The 14,749-nt window shown below is 72.6% G+C and carries 15 protein-coding genes; 6 read left to right on the forward strand and 9 right to left on the reverse strand.

The window, feature by feature from the left end; translation table 11 throughout:
* Positions 1-92: 92 nt before the first annotated feature.
* From ACWD12_RS17655 to ACWD12_RS17665, 3 genes are all read right to left on the reverse strand, one after another.
* Entirely contained in the window at positions 93-2,288 is a 2,196-nt protein-coding gene (locus ACWD12_RS17655) for a LytR C-terminal domain-containing protein (RefSeq protein WP_450100246.1), read from the reverse strand.
* Positions 2,285-2,899 (reverse strand): nicotinate-nucleotide adenylyltransferase, encoded by a 615-nt coding sequence (gene nadD, locus ACWD12_RS17660; RefSeq protein WP_358362894.1) that lies wholly within the window; start codon positions 2,897-2,899, stop codon positions 2,285-2,287. Before nadD ends, ACWD12_RS17655 begins: the two co-directional genes overlap by 4 nt.
* A gap of 102 nt (positions 2,900-3,001) precedes the next feature.
* Entirely contained in the window at positions 3,002-3,433 is a 432-nt protein-coding gene (locus ACWD12_RS17665) for a hypothetical protein (RefSeq protein WP_358362893.1), read from the reverse strand.
* A 185-nt stretch (positions 3,434-3,618) separates the two neighbouring features.
* Between ACWD12_RS17665 and ACWD12_RS17670 the strand changes: the two genes are divergently transcribed.
* The 5 genes from ACWD12_RS17670 (at position 3,619) to ACWD12_RS17690 (ending at position 7,093) form a co-directional block, all read left to right on the forward strand.
* Positions 3,619-3,906, forward strand: coding sequence for a hypothetical protein (locus ACWD12_RS17670; RefSeq protein WP_358362891.1), 288 nt, complete (start codon positions 3,619-3,621; stop codon positions 3,904-3,906).
* 108 nt (positions 3,907-4,014) lie between these two features.
* On the forward strand, positions 4,015-4,806 hold the full coding sequence (locus ACWD12_RS17675; RefSeq protein WP_450100247.1) for a hypothetical protein: 792 nt from the start codon (positions 4,015-4,017) through the stop codon (positions 4,804-4,806).
* Positions 4,807-5,332: 526 nt separating this feature from the next.
* Positions 5,333-6,478, forward strand: coding sequence for a hypothetical protein (locus tag ACWD12_RS17680; RefSeq protein ID WP_450100248.1), 1,146 nt, complete (start codon positions 5,333-5,335; stop codon positions 6,476-6,478).
* Positions 6,479-6,569: 91 nt separating this feature from the next.
* Positions 6,570-6,827, forward strand: a complete 258-nt coding sequence (locus ACWD12_RS17685; RefSeq protein WP_450100249.1) for a hypothetical protein — start codon at positions 6,570-6,572, stop codon at positions 6,825-6,827.
* Entirely contained in the window at positions 6,824-7,093 is a 270-nt protein-coding gene (locus tag ACWD12_RS17690) for a hypothetical protein (protein ID WP_450100250.1), read from the forward strand. The genes ACWD12_RS17685 and ACWD12_RS17690 overlap by 4 nt, the downstream gene beginning before the upstream one ends.
* A gap of 126 nt (positions 7,094-7,219) precedes the next feature.
* On the opposite strand, the gene ACWD12_RS17695 is transcribed toward ACWD12_RS17690, so the two are convergent.
* Positions 7,220-8,821 (reverse strand): TerD family protein, encoded by a 1,602-nt coding sequence (locus tag ACWD12_RS17695; protein ID WP_450100251.1) that lies wholly within the window; start codon positions 8,819-8,821, stop codon positions 7,220-7,222.
* A gap of 254 nt (positions 8,822-9,075) precedes the next feature.
* Positions 9,076-9,246, reverse strand: coding sequence for a hypothetical protein (locus ACWD12_RS17700; RefSeq protein WP_450100264.1), 171 nt, complete (start codon positions 9,244-9,246; stop codon positions 9,076-9,078).
* A 230-nt stretch (positions 9,247-9,476) separates the two neighbouring features.
* Between ACWD12_RS17700 and ACWD12_RS17705 the strand changes: the two genes are divergently transcribed.
* Entirely contained in the window at positions 9,477-10,679 is a 1,203-nt protein-coding gene (locus ACWD12_RS17705; RefSeq protein ID WP_450100252.1) for a M48 family metallopeptidase, read from the forward strand.
* Positions 10,680-10,686: 7 nt separating this feature from the next.
* Here the strand turns inward: ACWD12_RS17705 and ACWD12_RS17710 are convergent, their stop codons facing one another.
* The 4 genes from ACWD12_RS17710 to ACWD12_RS17725 all read right to left on the reverse strand — a co-directional run bounded on the left by ACWD12_RS17710 (position 10,687) and on the right by ACWD12_RS17725 (position 14,461).
* On the reverse strand, positions 10,687-11,802 hold the full coding sequence (locus tag ACWD12_RS17710; RefSeq protein ID WP_450100253.1) for an SCO2583 family membrane protein: 1,116 nt from the start codon (positions 11,800-11,802) through the stop codon (positions 10,687-10,689).
* A 109-nt stretch (positions 11,803-11,911) separates the two neighbouring features.
* Positions 11,912-12,244, reverse strand: a complete 333-nt coding sequence (locus tag ACWD12_RS17715; RefSeq protein WP_358362879.1) for an SCO2583/SCO2584 N-terminal domain-containing protein — start codon at positions 12,242-12,244, stop codon at positions 11,912-11,914.
* 179 nt (positions 12,245-12,423) lie between these two features.
* Complete coding sequence (locus tag ACWD12_RS17720; RefSeq protein ID WP_358362878.1) at positions 12,424-13,005, reverse strand: SCO2584 family spore wall biosynthesis protein; 582 nt, start codon at positions 13,003-13,005, stop codon at positions 12,424-12,426.
* Positions 13,006-13,201: 196 nt separating this feature from the next.
* The gene (locus tag ACWD12_RS17725; RefSeq protein ID WP_450100254.1) at positions 13,202-14,461 is read right to left on the reverse strand and encodes a glutamate-5-semialdehyde dehydrogenase; all 1,260 of its coding nucleotides are present in this window, start codon (positions 14,459-14,461) and stop codon (positions 13,202-13,204) included.
* Positions 14,462-14,749: the final 288 nt, after the last annotated feature.

The raw sequence follows: 14,749 nt of genomic DNA on the forward strand, positions 1-14,749 counted from the left end.
CTTTTCTTCAGGCGACGAGGGACGCCTTCCAGGTTCTCACACCGTGCGGGGTGGCCGCCGCCGAGTAACCGCGCGGCCACCCCTTGTCCGACCTACGGCTTGAAGTCCTGGCCGAGGGTGACCACGACGTCGGCCAGCATCTCGCCGTCGATCTTCTGCACGACCGCCTCCGTCAGGCCGATCGTGAGCGCCGTCTGCACCGCCGCCTCGCGGCGCGCGTCGTCGGAGTACTGGACGGTCGACGCCGGCCGGGCCTTGGGCTCGACGGCCCCGCCGGGCACGTAGGAGTAGCCCGCGTTCACGACCTTGATCCGGGCGGCCTCCTGCGCGCCGGACTTGCCGCTGGCGTCGGTGATCATGACGCGCGCGGGCCCGTCGGCCTTGGCCACCTGCACGCTGCCGCCCAGCAGGTCCTTGACGACCGGCCCGGCCGCGGCGACGTCGAGGATGCCGTCGGGACGCACCGGCAGGTCGGCGGACTTGAACTTCTGCGCCTGCACCGCCTTGGCCATCGACGTCAGCACCGCGGCGAGGCGGTCGTCGGGCAGCGACGGGTCGGCGATGTTGGCGAGGTTGCGCAGCACGTCGGCGACGTAGGCCGGGTCGTTGGGCAGCACCTTGAGCACGCCTTGGAGGACGCGGCCGAACCGTTCGGCCCCGCGCGTCGGCGGCTCGCCGGTGATGCGCAGGGCGGCGTACGCGCGCGCCGCGTTGCCGCGGACATTCGCGGACGGCCCGGCCGGCAGCAGCACCGCACCGTCGGGGCTCTTGACCTCGGCGTCGGCGGTGAGTTCGATGCCGCCGACCATGTCGACCAGCCCCTGCAGAACCGGCTCGCTGACCACCCACGAACCGTTCAGCTTCACGCCCATGAGCTGCGCGAGCGCGTCACGCGAGGCCCCCGCGCCGTCGTTGACCATGACGTCGGCGATCGGCATGGGCCCGGCGCCCGCGGTGTTGACGATGGTCACCGACGCGACGGTCATCATCGACGCGCTGCCGCGCACCGGGTCGTCGGCAAGTACCGCGCTGGCGGTGGTCGTTCCGTCGGTCCCGCGCAGCTGTATGAGCACCGCTCCGCCGGTCGCCTGCGCGGCCTGCTTGGAGTCGCCGGCCCACCACTTGTCGTACGCGAAGTAGCCGCCCACGCCGGCCGCCACCACCACGAGCGCGGCCACCACCGCGACGGCGCGGTTCCGCAGTTGGCGGCGCCGCTCGTCGCGGCGCTCCGACCGGGTCTCGGCGAACTTCAGCCAGTCGATGACGTCTTCGGACTCTTCGGCGTCGTCGTCGACGAAGTCGAACTCGTCGGCCGCGTAGCCGACGCGCTCACGGTTGGGCCCGGGTCGGCCGGAGGTCGGGCCGCCCTGGGTGCCGGGGCGGGGCGGCCCGGGCCGCCGGGAGCCCGACGGCCGCGGGCCCGGTTGCCCCGGACTCTGCTGGCCCGAACCCTGCTGCCCGGGGATCGGCGGGCTCTCGGGGGCCTGCGGGGCAGGGCGTCCGGCGGGACGGCTCGGCCGGGCGGGCATCTCGCCGGGCTGCGCGGGTGTGGGGACCTGCACGCGGAACGAACCGGTCGTGCTGGTCGCCCCGGTCGGGTTCGTGGATCCGGTACGCCGCACCCGGGGCTCGGCGGCCGCGCCGCCTGCCGCGCCGGCGCCGGTGGCGCGCTCGGGGGCGGACTGCGGGTAGGTCTGGCCGTCGTAGGCGGCATATGCGCCGGAGTCGTACTCGGCGGAGGGAGCTTGAGCGGGCGGCGGGACGGCGCCGTACGAGCCGGAGCCGCCGTACCCGCTCCCGGGCTGGGCGCCCGGGTCGTAGCCGTAGGCGGACTGCTCGTAGCCCACGGCCTCGTAGCCGCCGGATGCGTATCCGCCGGAGTCGGTGCCGGGAGCGCCGTACTGCGGCGAACCGTAGTTCGGGGTCTCGTAGGCGGGACTCTCGTAGGACTGCGCGTCGTACGCGGGGGTCTCGTACGCGCTCGACTCGTACGGGCCCGGGTAGCCCGGCGCGGCGCCCTGGTCCTGCCCGAACTGCCCGCCGTATTGGCCGCCTTGCTGCTGCCCCTGGTGCTGCCCCTGTTGCTGGTGGCCCTGCGGACCGCCTTGCTGCCGAGGGTCGTAGCCGTAGGCCGGATGGGGTGCGTACCCCTGGCCGTAGCCCGGGTCCTGCCCCGGGTCGTACCCGCCGTACGGGCCCGCGGGGTAGGCCTCCGGGTCGTACCCGGGGTCGCCGTCCCGATGGCCCTCGTACGGCCGTCCGTCACGCCGTTCGCCCGATCCGGTCACGTCGCCCCTCGGTACAGCCCTCGCTTGCTGATGTATTGCACGACCCCGTCCGGCACCAGGTACCACACCGGTTCGCCGTCCTGCTGACGGCGCCGGATGTCGGTCGACGAGATGGCCAGTGCGGGCACCTCGACCAGGCTGATGCCGCCGTCCGGGAATCCGGGGTCGGACAACGTGTGGCCGGGCCGGGTGCAACCGATGAAGTGCGCGAGCTCGAACAGTTCCCCGGCGTTGCGCCAGGAGAAGATCTGCGCGAGGGCGTCGGCACCGGTGATGAAGAACAGCTCCGTGCCCTCGCCCGACGCACTGCGCAGATCCTTGAGGGTGTCCACGGTGTACGTCTGGCCCGGCCTGTCGATGTCGACGCGGCTGACCGAGAAGCGCGGGTTGGACGCGGTGGCGATGACGGTCATGAGGTACCGGTCCTCGGCGGGGGAGACCTCGCGCCCGCTCTTCTGCCACGGCTCGCCGGTGGGCACGAAGACGACCTCGTCGAGTTCGAACAGGCCCGCGACCTCGCTCGCGGCCACGAGGTGGCCGTGGTGGATGGGGTCGAAGGTGCCGCCCATGACGCCCACGCGTCTGTTGCGCTGTGCCGTGCCATCGTCCATGGGCGGCCAATCTATAGGGCCGGGTTCCGGTTGAACACGGAGCCGCGTCGTCGGGCCCGCTTCCGGCGCGGCGCACCCCGTTCGGCAGCGCGCGGAGGCGGGTCAGACGCCCGATCCCGAGCGCTGGTCCGGTACGCCGCCGAGCGGCAACTGCCCCGCGGCGGCGCGGCGTGCCAGCACCCGGCGCAGCACCACTTCCGCGACCTCGGCGACCTCTTCCGCCTCGGCCTCGGTCAGGTCGTCGAGTGCGGCTTGGAGCGCGCGGACGCGCGGGCTGGTCGCGGCGCGCACGTCCTCGGTCCAGTAGCCGGCGTCGTCGCGCGCGGCCTCGATGAGGAGGTTCGGATGCATGCCCATGCCGGCCGCGAGGGCTTCCAGCGTGGCGCGTTCGACCATGCGCCGGGACTGCTGGGTCCGACTCAGCAGTGAGTAGACCGTGGTGCGGCTGACGCCCGCGGCGTCGGCGAGGCGCCGGGCGTTGCGCCCCGGTTCCGCGTCGATCCAGCCCTCGACGAGCTGCTTGAGCCGGTCCATCGCTCCCGTTCCCCGGATGCCGCGCCCCGTTGTGCGCCACCTGCCGACACGCAGCGTACCCGTCCGCTACGACGGTGTACGCCACACGGTACGCATTGCGTGGACAGGTTGTACGCAGACCGCTAACGTGGTGCCGCGATCGAACGAGTGTTCGATGCTGCGAGCGAGATCGAAGAGTGTCCGACATGAGCAATCCCCAGCCCGGCACAGAGCCCGTCAGGGAGTCCGACAGAACGGGTCGCACCGCCCCGCGGAACCGCGCCCTCGACGCGCTCAGGGAACTGGACGTCGAACTGGCCCGGTTGAGCCGCACCGCGCGCTCCGACGCCGAGTTGCGGGCCGCACTCCACGGCCTCCTCGTATCGCTCCGGGCCGCCACGGCCCACGCGGACGGAACCACGACCCTCGTCGTCGGGAGCGAGGCATGGACCCGTCTCCAGATGGCCGTGGGGCGCCGCGCCCGCGTGCGGTGAGCACATGACGAGCACGCGCCGAGCAGGCATCGCGCAGGCATCGGCCGGCATCGGGCACGCGTCGGCCGCACTTCCCCTCCCCCGCCCGCACCCGCGTCAGGAGGCCCCGTGACCCGTACCGACGAACCGCGAAATCCGCGCAACCCGCGACGCCGCCCGCCACGCCGCGACGGCTTCGCCGAGCGCGCCCGCCGAGCCATCGACTCGCTGCTGCGCCAATTCCCGGAGCTGAGGGAGGAGATGGCGGCGGGCGGCGGACTCGGCAGACCGGCGTACGCGGCCCCGGTCTCGGCCGCCTCGGCCCAGGCAGTCGCGCCCGTCCCACCCGAGGCCGCCGCGCGCCTCGACACCGAGGCGGCCGAGGACCGCGCCGCGGCCCTGTGGAACACGCAGCGCGGGCTCGTCCCCGGCGGTCCGGGCGGCGCCCCGCTGCGCCTGTCGGCTCTCGACACCGACATGGACATCACCGCGAGCCTCGGCGAACTGGAGGAGGCCGTGCACGACCGTCTCGGCCTCCCCTCGCCACGGCCGGCGGACGTACCCACGCGTCTTGTCCGCGTACTGCGGCTGCTCGATCCGATCGGCCGGGACGCCGACCTGGCCGAGCACGTGCTGGCCGAACTGCGGCGCATGGCCCGCCGGTGTGCACGTGTCCTGGGCGACACCGAGCCGATCCGCCGCATCCGTCCGCGCTGCCCGCTGTGTGACTCCGTGTCGTTGCGGGCGTTCACCTCGCGGCACATCGTGCTGTGCGTCAATCCCGGGTGCCGGTGCGAGGACGAGGGATGCGCGTGCCACCACGTCCCGGGGGCGCGGCACCGCTGGGAGCGGGCGGAGTGGGCCGAGTTGGCCGTCCTGGTCGGGTGCACCGTGGACGACCTCGCGGAGGTGGCGGCGTGATCGGGTGGGACGGGGCGAGCGCGGCGGGCCGTCCGCGTGCCGGTGCGGCGACGCCGGTCCTCCTCACGGCCGGTGAGGCCGCCCCGGAGGTTCAAGTGGTACCGGCGACGATCAGGAAATGGGTGCAGTTGGGGCACCTGGCCCCGGCGGGCAGGCGGGGCCGGGAGAACCTCTACCGGCTGGAGGACGTGTTCCGTGCGGAGCGCGCCGTGCACCGCCGGACGAGGGACTCCGTTCGAGTGTCTTAGTCGAACAAACTTGCGAATCCAGCGGCGATCGATCACACTTGAGGCAGCGGCGAAGCTGTGCCCACCGAGGGGGCATCGCTTCGCCGTTTTGCTTGTCCCGCAAGGGAGTTGCGGCCCGCGCCGACTCCCCGAGCGGCCCCTCCCGAAAGGCGCTCCCGAACGGCCCGACCTCGAAGGGCCCGCCCGAGAACGGCCCGCTGGTGAACGGCCCGTCGACCCCGTGTCGGCGGGCCGTTCCGCGTTCCGCACAGCCCTCCCCACCAGAAGGCGACAGACCCATGACCACGCCCTTCCGAGCCCTGTTCTGCGACCTGCGGACGGACGACATCATCGATTCCTTCCCCCTCGACCACGTGCGGTTCGACGACCGCATCGGCGGCGGGGGCACCCTGACCGGACGTTTCGCGCTGCCCGACACCGACGCGGCGGGTCGCGCCGAGGCCGTCGTCCCCGCGCGCACCGCCGTGTGGGTACAGCGCGGCGGTGACATCTGGTGGGGCGGAGTGGTCTGGCGTACGACCCGGCACAGCGGACTCGCGGGCGACGCCCTGGAGGTCGTCGCCGCCACCTGGGACAGCTACCTCGACCACCGGATCCTGTACGCCGGCAAGGAGAGCGACACGGCCGTCGACCAACTGGTGCTGGCCCGGGAGTTGGTCGAACAGGCCCAGGCCCAGCCGAACGGCCACATCGGCATCACCACCTCCGACACCGTCATGTCGGGCGTGCAACGGCGCGCCCGACACGCCGACTTCGACCTGATGCGCATCGGCGAGGCGCTGCGGCAACTGGCCGACCGCCGCGACGGGTTCGAGTGGCATATCGCTAGCACCCGCGAGCCGGTCACCGGATACCGCAGTAAGCGGCTCGACCTCGGCTACCCGGTGCTGGCCCCCGAGTTGCCCGACCTCGCGCTGGACGGGCCGGGGGCGGTGCTCGGGTACGCGTACACACACGACGGCACGCGCAAGGCCACGATGTGGCGAAGCCGCGGTTCCCGGACCGGCGGTGCGGGGCGCCTCGTGTCGCACGTCTGGGAGATCACCGACGTCCTGCACCCGGCGGACGCCGACCTCACCTGGCCGCGCCTGGACGGCGCCTCGGACGCCCCGGAGTGCGGGCGACGCGAGGCCCTCGACGCCGAGGCGAAGGACGCCCTGCGCGCCGCCTGGCACGCACCCGCCGCGCTCGACGCGACGGTACGCCTGGACCCACGCACCGCCCCGTCGCTGATGGGCCGTCATGTCCGGCTACGGCTCGACAGGCGCCCGAACGAATGCGGCCCGGAGCGGCGCCTGCGGGTCGTCGGTATTGCAGTCGAGACACCCGCCCCCGGAACCCCGGAAACCGTCCGGCTGACACTCGGCGCGGCCGCCGAGGCGCCGGCCACGACAGTCGTTCCCGTACCGGTGCCAAGTGGCTGAACGACCGCTTCCACCAGGCGACTTCGAGCGCACCAAGCCGTCCGACCGGCCCGGCCGGAGCGGCCCATCCAACCGACAGGAGACCGCCACCATGATCATTCCCATGCAACGCGACGTCCGGTACGCGGAGTCCGCCGACGGCCCCGGCCCCGGCCCCGGCCCCAGAGCCGTCCCGCCGGCGTGCACGGGCCGCGACTCGCTGACCGGAACCCCGGAGACCGTCCTCGACCCGATCCTCGGTCTGATCTTCGGTCTGATCCGCGACACGATTCCCGACACGGCACCGGAGCACAGTGCCGTCGAAGAGGGGCCCGACGAGGCGAATCCGGTACCCGGGGAGGCCGCATGATGACACGAAGTACCGAGACCCACGACCCGGCTTCAGTGGCACTGGAGTTGGCCGAACTGCGGCGCAGCGTCGACGTCGGCTTCGCCACGACGCGAGGCGACTTGGCGCTGCTGCTGCAACGCGCGGACCAGGCGGACAAGGTGCTGGACGAACACGACGCGCGCATCTGCGTGTTGGAGCGCGCCCGCTGGCCCCTGCCGTCCGTCGCCGCCCTCACCGGCCTGAGCGGACTCTGCATATCCGCGTGGCAGGCCACCGGGCGGTGAGAGCGGCCGAAAACGAGCGCGGAGCGGTACGGCGATGAAGCGGAACGGTGGGGCGTATCCGGGAGTTCCCCGGGTACGCCCCACCGTCCGGCGCTGCCGGTCAGCGCTCCTGATCCACGCGATTCGTCAGCCCCGCTCGGGAGTGACCGTCCAATCGCCGTCGGCCTCGATCTCGATCAGGCAGGGCCCCGCGGGGATGATCGACTCACCCTCGTAGGCACCGATCGCGTTGGCGAGCGAGGCGAGGTACGGATCCGCGGCCCGGTCGGGCGATTCCGCGTACACGCGAACCATGAAGTTGCTCGCGCCGTTGTGCGTCATCGCGACGACGGTGCGCGGGCCGGTCCAGCGCAGCACCTCGGCGCCGTCACCGCTCACCGCACCGGTGAGCCAGGGGGCGGCCGTGGGCGGCTGCACGGCAACGGTCCAGGGGCCGTTGCTCTCGATCTTCAGGCGCTCGGTGACCGTGCCGCGCTCGTCGAGCAGGACGCGGCCCTGGTACGCCCCGATCTCGTTGACCAGCAGCTTGTCGTGCTCCAGGCTCGAATCGAGCGTCCAGACGGCGAAGTTGCCGGTACCGGTGCACGTGATCTCGGCAATCACCGGGCCCGAGGCGAGCGGGCGCGAGATGCGCAGTATTCGGTCGCCGGTGCCCTCGAAGGTGTGGATGCCGGGGACCGGCGCGGGCTCGGCCTCCGTTTCGGCCTCGGCGGCCGCGGCGTCGGCGTCGGCGTCGGCATCGGCATCGGGTTGGGCTTCGGATTGCGCCTCAGGATGCGGATCCGGCTGAGGTTCCGGCTCGGGTTCCGAGGCAGGCTCGGTCTCGGTCTCGGTCTCGGGTTGCGGCGCGGGCTCCGGCGCCGGATCCGGCTCGGGTACGGCGGCGAACGCCACTTCGGGCTCGGGCTCGGCATCGACGTTCACCGAGACCTCGGCGGCAGCCTCCGACTCGGATGCCGATTCGGGTTCCAACTCGGATTCCGGCTCGGGGTCGGCCTCTGGAACGGCCTCCGGCGCTTCCGCGACCTCGGCAGCCGACTCCGTCGGCAATTCCGTGACAGCTCCCGGCACTTCGGCGGCTGCTTCGGCCGCGTCGACCGCTTCGTCCGTGGCCACCGCCGCAACCTCGACCGCCGCCGCCTCGACCTCGGCCGCCGCTTCCGCGTCCGCTTCCGCGTCCGCTTCCGCCGCGGCGGCCGCCGACAGCAGCACGACCCCGGGGTCCGCCCCGTAGTCGCGTACCAACTGCTCCAGCCCGTCGCGGTATCCCTGTCCGACCGCACCGAAGCGCCAGCCCTCGCGCCGATAGACCTCGCCGAGGATCAGGGCGCGCTGCCCCTTCATCTCGGACGGCTCCATGATGAACGCCGCGACCGGCTCGTCGTCGACCGTGAGCACCACGCTCCCGGCGTCCAGCGCGATGTCCGGCCCCACCGACGCCAGGACGAAGAGCAGCCGGTGGACTTCCGGTGCGACCGCGTCGAGGTCCAGGTCGAACGCCGCCTCCGACGCCCCGCCCGACACCAGCGCGACCGCGCTCACCAGCGATGCCGGGCGCGCCGAACTCACCGGCGGCCGATCGGAGTCGATGTGCCCTTCCGCGTCGAGCGCGAAGCAGAACGCCGCGATGTCGGTGCCCGTCGCCGCGCCCGCGACCTCGACGCGCAGCGCGGTCGCCGCGGTCAGATCCGCAAGTCTGGCCTTCTCGCCCATGGCGAACGTACGCATTCCGCCCTCCCCTGGTGCACTGTGCTCCCGCTCCGCCCACGCGCCCGCCTGGAAGATTAACGCGCGGCGGGCGGGAAGACGCGGGAACCCCGTACCCGGCGGTGCCGGCCCGGGCAGCACAAAGCCGGGGCGGCCGGTCACGGCAGCCCCGGTCACACCGACCGATCACGTGGACGCGTACGCCGACGAGTCACTCCGACAGGTCACCCCAAGGGGTCGCGCCAAGGGGTCGCACGAAGGGTCACGCCGACTGGTCAGCGGTCCTTGTTGAAGGACATCGTGATGAGCAGCAGGACGATCAGCGCGATGAACGCGCCGATGCCGGCGCCGATCGGGCTGAGGCTCTCGTGGTTGCCACCATGCTCGCCGCCCTCGCTCGCGAGACGGGTGAGAACGGTCATGGCCTGCTCGGTCATCGTGGTCAACCCTTAAGTGTCTGGTCGTCGGACGATGGCCGGGCACCCGAAGGACACACGGCCGCGCACGACATCGTACGGAAGGTCCCCTCGACACGCGCGCGCAGGATCGCCCTGATGAGGGTTGTCCCCCAGTCGGGTGCGCCACGAGCGCCTACCCTGAGGGATGGACGACACGGGGGTCGGCCGCTTCGTCGTCCGCCACCGACCGTGCACTCTGCCACGAGGGGGATCGAGCCATGCCCGACACGACCAAGCAGCCTGGGGCCGAGGGCGCGGGCGCGAACCTGCCGGCGCGGCAGCGCATCCGCTTCCCCGGGATCTCGTCGCGGGCGTACGAACACCCCGCGGATCGCAGCGCGCTCGTGGCGTTGCGCAAGTTGCAGGGCTTCGACGCGATCCTCAAGCAATTGCACGGCATGCTCTCCGAGCGGTCGGTGCGCCTGGCGTTCCTCGCGGGCAGTGTGCGCACCAGCGACCAGCAGTTCCGGCGGCTGCACGACATGGCGCGCGAAGCCGCGTACATCCTGGACATGCCCCAGGTGCCCGAGGTCTACGTGACCCTGGACCCGCAGCCGAACGCGATGGCGATCGGCATGGACAAGCCGTTCATCGTCGTGACGACCGGGCTCGTCGAACTGCTGGACGACGACGAGATGCGCACGGTCATCGGGCACGAGATGGGCCACATCCTGTCCGGGCACGCGGTGTACCGCACGATGCTCCTGCTGCTGACGAACCTGTCGCTCAGCCTGTCCGGGATCCCGCTCGGCACGCTGGCCATCCAGGCGGTGATCGCGGCCCTGCGCGAGTGGTTCCGCAAGTCCGAACTGAGCTGTGACCGGGCGGGCCTGCTGGTCGGCCAGGACCCGGACGTGTCGATGCGCGCGCTGATGAAGATCGCGGGCGGCTCGCACCTGCACGAGATGAGCACCGACGAGTTCCTGGTCCAGGCGGCCGAGTACGACGCCGCGGGCGACATACGCGACAGCGTGCTGAAGCTGATGAACGTCTTCGGGCGCTCGCACCCCTTCCCGGTCGTACGCGTCGCCGAACTCAAGCGCTGGGCGGACGGACCGGAGTACCAGGCGATCCTGGCGGGCGAGTACCCGCGCCGCGACGAGGACCCGAACGCGTCGGTGCGCGACGAGGCCAAGGCCTCGGCCGACGCGTACCGGGAGTCGGTGCGCCAGAGCGCCGACCCGCTCTTCGGGCTGCTGCGCGACGTCGTGGGCGGCGCGGCCGACGCGGGCGGGCGCCTGCGCGACAAGTTCACCGGCCGTCCCGGTGGCGGTACGGGCACCGCGACCGCTCCCCCGCCGCCGAAGACCGCGCCCGACGACGCGCCCCGGCCCGGTACCGGCAGCGGAACCGCGAACGGGAACGGGACCGACGAGGGGCCCGCCGGCGCGGGCGACCCGCCGCCCGGCAGCGGGAGTTGACGGTACGTCACACCGCGACTGCGAGCACTCCGCACGTCGTCGCGGTCGCGGTACCGAGCACCAGCGGGTCGTAGGGCTCGACGGTCGCTCCGGCACCGGTGGCAGCAGCGGTCGTGGCCTCTGTCGCGGTCTGCACGGCCCCTGGCGCGGCGGCCCCCGCGGTCGTCGCGGTCACCGGACGGAAGAACGCCGCCGTGTCGGCGGTACACGCCTGCGGCGCCGCGATCGTCACGATGCGCCGTACCCGCATCGTCCCGGTGCGCAGCCCGTGCCGGTCGACCTGGAACTCCCAGGCCCGGTGCACGACGAAGCGCGACCAGGTGTCGCCGCCGGCGGCCTTGACCGCGTACACGAAGACCCCGTCGACGGTCACGATCAGTTCCTCGTCGTCGGTTTCGGCGACGGTGGCGGCAGCGGAGACGCGTACCTTCGTGTCGGCGACCGCGATCTGCGCGGGGTCGAAGCGTGTCGCCCAGCCGGTCGCGGAGTGCACGTCGTCGTCGACGGGGTGGTCGTACGACGCCGTCAGCTGCGCGTGCTGATCGGTCTCCAACCGGAGTGCCGCGGACCACGGGCGCATGCCGCCCCAGACCTCCGGGTCCAGTTGGGTGCCGTACACGAAGTCCCGCATCTGCTCCAGCGCCTCGCGTACCTGGGCCGCGCTGAAGTGCGCGGTGTCCCCGTGCTGCGGCAGCACGATTCCGGCGCGGCCGTCGCTCCACGCCGCCGCCGCGCTGCCCGCGAACGGGTCACCGCCGGGGCCCGTGGCGACCAGCACCAGGCCCTGCGCGGGCACCAGCGACACGCGGACCAGGACCGCGGGGCCGGAGGCCGCACGCGGTGCCGCGGTGCCACCGCCGCGCCGGGCGCCCAGGTAGAGGGCGCCCGCGAGGAGCAGGACGACGGAGAGCATCAGGATGCCGATCTGGAACGCGGCCGCGGGCATGCCGAAGACCCGGCGCAGCTGCCGGGGACCCTTCCCGGTACGCATCCGCTCCTGCGCCGATGGCTCGTGGAGCACGGCGGCGCTGACGAACGACTCGTCGAAGACGGCCTGGAATTCGTCGTCGCCGTCGGGCCCACCCCCGCGGCTGCCTTCAGGGGGTTCGCCCCGACCGGACATGACTCCATGGTAGGTCCCCGGAGCCGCCCCCGGAACTGCGGAAACGCAGCGCGGACAACACTCCTGACGGGGCCTCAGACAACTCGTCGGGTTCCCGCCACAGACGGGCTCAGACGAGACCGCGGCTCGAAGCCACCAGCAGGACCGTCGCGACTATCACGAACCACACCGCGACCTTGAGGTTGGTGCGGTCGCGCGGACCGGAGGTGCGCCGCGGCCCGTCACCGCCCCGCCGGGCACGCACGCGCCCCGGCATCTCCTTGTTGGCGGCCTCACGGAACCCGGTGTTCTGCGGCGGATTGTGCCGCCAGCGCTCGGCGAGCATCCTGGCGCGTGCCGAAGGCTCGCTCTGCGCCGCCCCCCTCACGAATTCCTCGTCGAGGACCAGGCCCTCGAACGGGTCGGCGCCTTGCGGCTGCTGACCCTCCGTCACCTCCGACATACCGTCGGATCCCCCGGGTCGCGCGGACCCGCCCCCGTCACGCTCGCGCTCAGACACGCGCGAAAACCTAGCGGATGGCGGCGACATCGGCACCCGGGTATGGGGCTCAGTCGGCAAATATCGGAAGGGCTCCGGGAGTTACGCGAGGTATGGACCGATTCGCCGGCGAACCCGCCGGGTCAGCAGCCGTCGCGCACCGGCGCGCCGCAGGAACGCCCCGCCGCGGCAGCCGGCGTCATACCCGAGCCGGTCGCGGCGGGCGTACGTACCTCCGGGCGCGGCACGGCGCTTCCCACCGTGGGCTGCGGGGCCGGCGGGGTCTGGCCGGAGCGCCCCGGCGCGACCGCGGTGATCGCGATCGCCACCACACCGATGCCCATCAGCAGCGCGAGCACCCAGGCCACCGACTGGCGCCACCACGACGTCCGGCCGGTGGTCGGCTCTTCGTACGGTCCGTACCCGACCGGGATGCCGGTGTCCGGCCGGAAGCCGGGGCTGGTACGCGGCTCGACGAGCGGGAACGGGTCGTCCGGGCCGTTCGCGAAGTCGGTCGGGACGCTGCCGTCCGCGGGCTCGGGGGCCTCGGCGGCCGGCGGCGTGGCGGCCAGCAGGCGTTCCAGCGCGGACGGCTCGTGGATCTGCGCGGCCCTGACGAACTGCTCGTCGAAGACCACGGAGGACAGTTCGTCCCCCGCGTGCTCGGGGTCCTCCCCGAACTCCGGCAGGCCGTCCGGTGGTTCCGGCCCTCGCGAATCGGGCACTCAATCACACTATTACCGCGACGCCCCTGGAGGGAACGAAATACGCGAGTACGTGCAACAACGCCCCCCGACCGGGGCGAGAACCCCAGGCGGGAGGGCGTCGGAAAGCATGCCCGCATCACCCGGCCGAGGGCCGACCACGGGCAACAGGCGACAGGCGACGAGGTTCGGCAGGCGGCGACCCGGCCGGTACGCGCTACCGCACGTGGCCGTCGCCGGTCACGACGTACTTCGTCGAGGTCAGCTCCGGCAGGCCCATGGGCCCGCGCGCGTGCAGCTTCTGGGTGGAGATGCCGATCTCGGCGCCGAATCCGAACTGGCCGCCGTCCGTGAAGCGCGTCGAGGCGTTGACCATGACCGCGGTCGAGTCGACCAGCCGCACGAAGCGGCGCGCCTCGGCCTGCGAACGCGTCACGATCGCCTCGGTGTGGCCCGACGAGTGGCGGCGGATGTGTGCGACCGCGTCGTCCAGCGAGTCGACCACGGCCGCGGCGATGTCGTACGACAGGTACTCGACGTCCCAGTCCTCGTCCGTCGCGGGGACCACGTCGGCCGAGAACTTCTGCACCGCCTCGTCGCCGTGCACGGTCACCCCGGAGCCCTTGAGCGCGGCCAGCGCGAGGGGCACGAAACGGTCCGCGATGTCGGCGTGCACGAGCAGCGTCTCGGCGGAGTTGCAGACCGACACGCGCTGCGCCTTGGAGTTGACCAAGATGTCGACGGCCATCTGCAGATCGGCGTCGACGTCGACGTAGACATGGCAGTTGCCCACCCCGGTCTCGATGACCGGCACCGACGAACCCTCCACGACCGTGCGGATCAGCGACGCCCCGCCGCGCGGGATGAGGACGTCCACGAGCCCGCGGGCGCGCATCAGCTCGGTGACGCTGTCGCGGGACTCGCCGGGCACGAGCTGCACGGCGTCGGCGGGGACGCCGGCCGACGCGACCGCGTCGCGCAGCACGCCGACGAGCGCGGTGTTGGACGCGTACGCCGAGGACGAGCCGCGCAGCAGCACCGCGTTGCCCGACTTCAGGCACAGCGCGGCGGCGTCGACCGTGACGTTCGGCCGGGCCTCGTAGATGATGCCGACCACGCCGAGGGGCACGCGCACCTGGCGCAGCTCCAGGCCGTTGGGCAGCGTCGAGCCGCGGACCACCTCGCCGACGGGGTCGGGCAGGCCCACGACGTCGCGTACGTCGGCGGCGATCGCGGCGACGCGCTCGTCGGTCAGCGTCAGCCTGTCGACGGTGGACTCGGGGGTGCCGTTCTCCCGGGCCCGGGCGACGTCCTCGGCGTTGGCCTTGACGATCTCGGCGGAACGGGCCACCAGGGCGTCGGCGATCGCCAGCAGCGCGGCATCCTTGACCTTGCGCTCCAGTGGCGCGAGCAGGGCGGCGGCCTCCCGGGCACGGCGGGCGGTGTCGAGGACGGCTGAGGATGCGCTGCTGGTCATGGACCCAGCCTACCGAGCCGGTGCGGCTGATCCCGGGGGTTTTCCGACAGGCGAGACGGTTCTCGGCAGACACAATCCGGCGCGACGTGGCGCGTACGTCTTCCGCAGCAGTGTACGGCGGCCCACAATGTCACCCCGACCTGGACGAACGGAGTGCATTGTGACCTCGGAGAAGGCCATCACCCCTGCCGTACGCGCCCGCCGTCACGGGCTTGCGGATTTGTTGGCGCGTTCGGCGGCGCGTACTCCGGACAAGACCGCGGTCGTGTTCGGTGAGGTGCGGCAGTC

It is taken from the genome of Streptodolium elevatio, from assembly GCF_053592165.1.

What these genes read in the sequence shown, in the direction of transcription:
- ACWD12_RS17680 (WP_450100248.1), top strand. Translation starts at nt 5,333, where the DNA reads ATGACCACGCCCTTCCGAGCCCTGTTCTGCGACCTGCGGACGGACGAC.
- ACWD12_RS17705 (WP_450100252.1), top strand. Translation starts at nt 9,477, where the DNA reads ATGCCCGACACGACCAAGCAGCCTGGGGCCGAGGGCGCGGGCGCGAAC.
- nadD (WP_358362894.1), bottom strand. Translation starts at nt 2,899, where the DNA reads ATGGACGATGGCACGGCACAGCGCAACAGACGCGTGGGCGTCATGGGC.
- ACWD12_RS17695 (WP_450100251.1), bottom strand. Translation starts at nt 8,821, where the DNA reads ATGCGTACGTTCGCCATGGGCGAGAAGGCCAGACTTGCGGATCTGACC.
- ACWD12_RS17715 (WP_358362879.1), bottom strand. Translation starts at nt 12,244, where the DNA reads ATGTCGGAGGTGACGGAGGGTCAGCAGCCGCAAGGCGCCGACCCGTTC.
- ACWD12_RS17665 (WP_358362893.1), bottom strand. Translation starts at nt 3,433, where the DNA reads ATGGACCGGCTCAAGCAGCTCGTCGAGGGCTGGATCGACGCGGAACCG.
- ACWD12_RS17670 (WP_358362891.1), top strand. Translation starts at nt 3,619, where the DNA reads ATGAGCAATCCCCAGCCCGGCACAGAGCCCGTCAGGGAGTCCGACAGA.
- ACWD12_RS17710 (WP_450100253.1), bottom strand. Translation starts at nt 11,802, where the DNA reads ATGTCCGGTCGGGGCGAACCCCCTGAAGGCAGCCGCGGGGGTGGGCCC.
- ACWD12_RS17725 (WP_450100254.1), bottom strand. Translation starts at nt 14,461, where the DNA reads ATGACCAGCAGCGCATCCTCAGCCGTCCTCGACACCGCCCGCCGTGCC.
- ACWD12_RS17685 (WP_450100249.1), top strand. Translation starts at nt 6,570, where the DNA reads ATGATCATTCCCATGCAACGCGACGTCCGGTACGCGGAGTCCGCCGAC.
- ACWD12_RS17690 (WP_450100250.1), top strand. Translation starts at nt 6,824, where the DNA reads ATGATGACACGAAGTACCGAGACCCACGACCCGGCTTCAGTGGCACTG.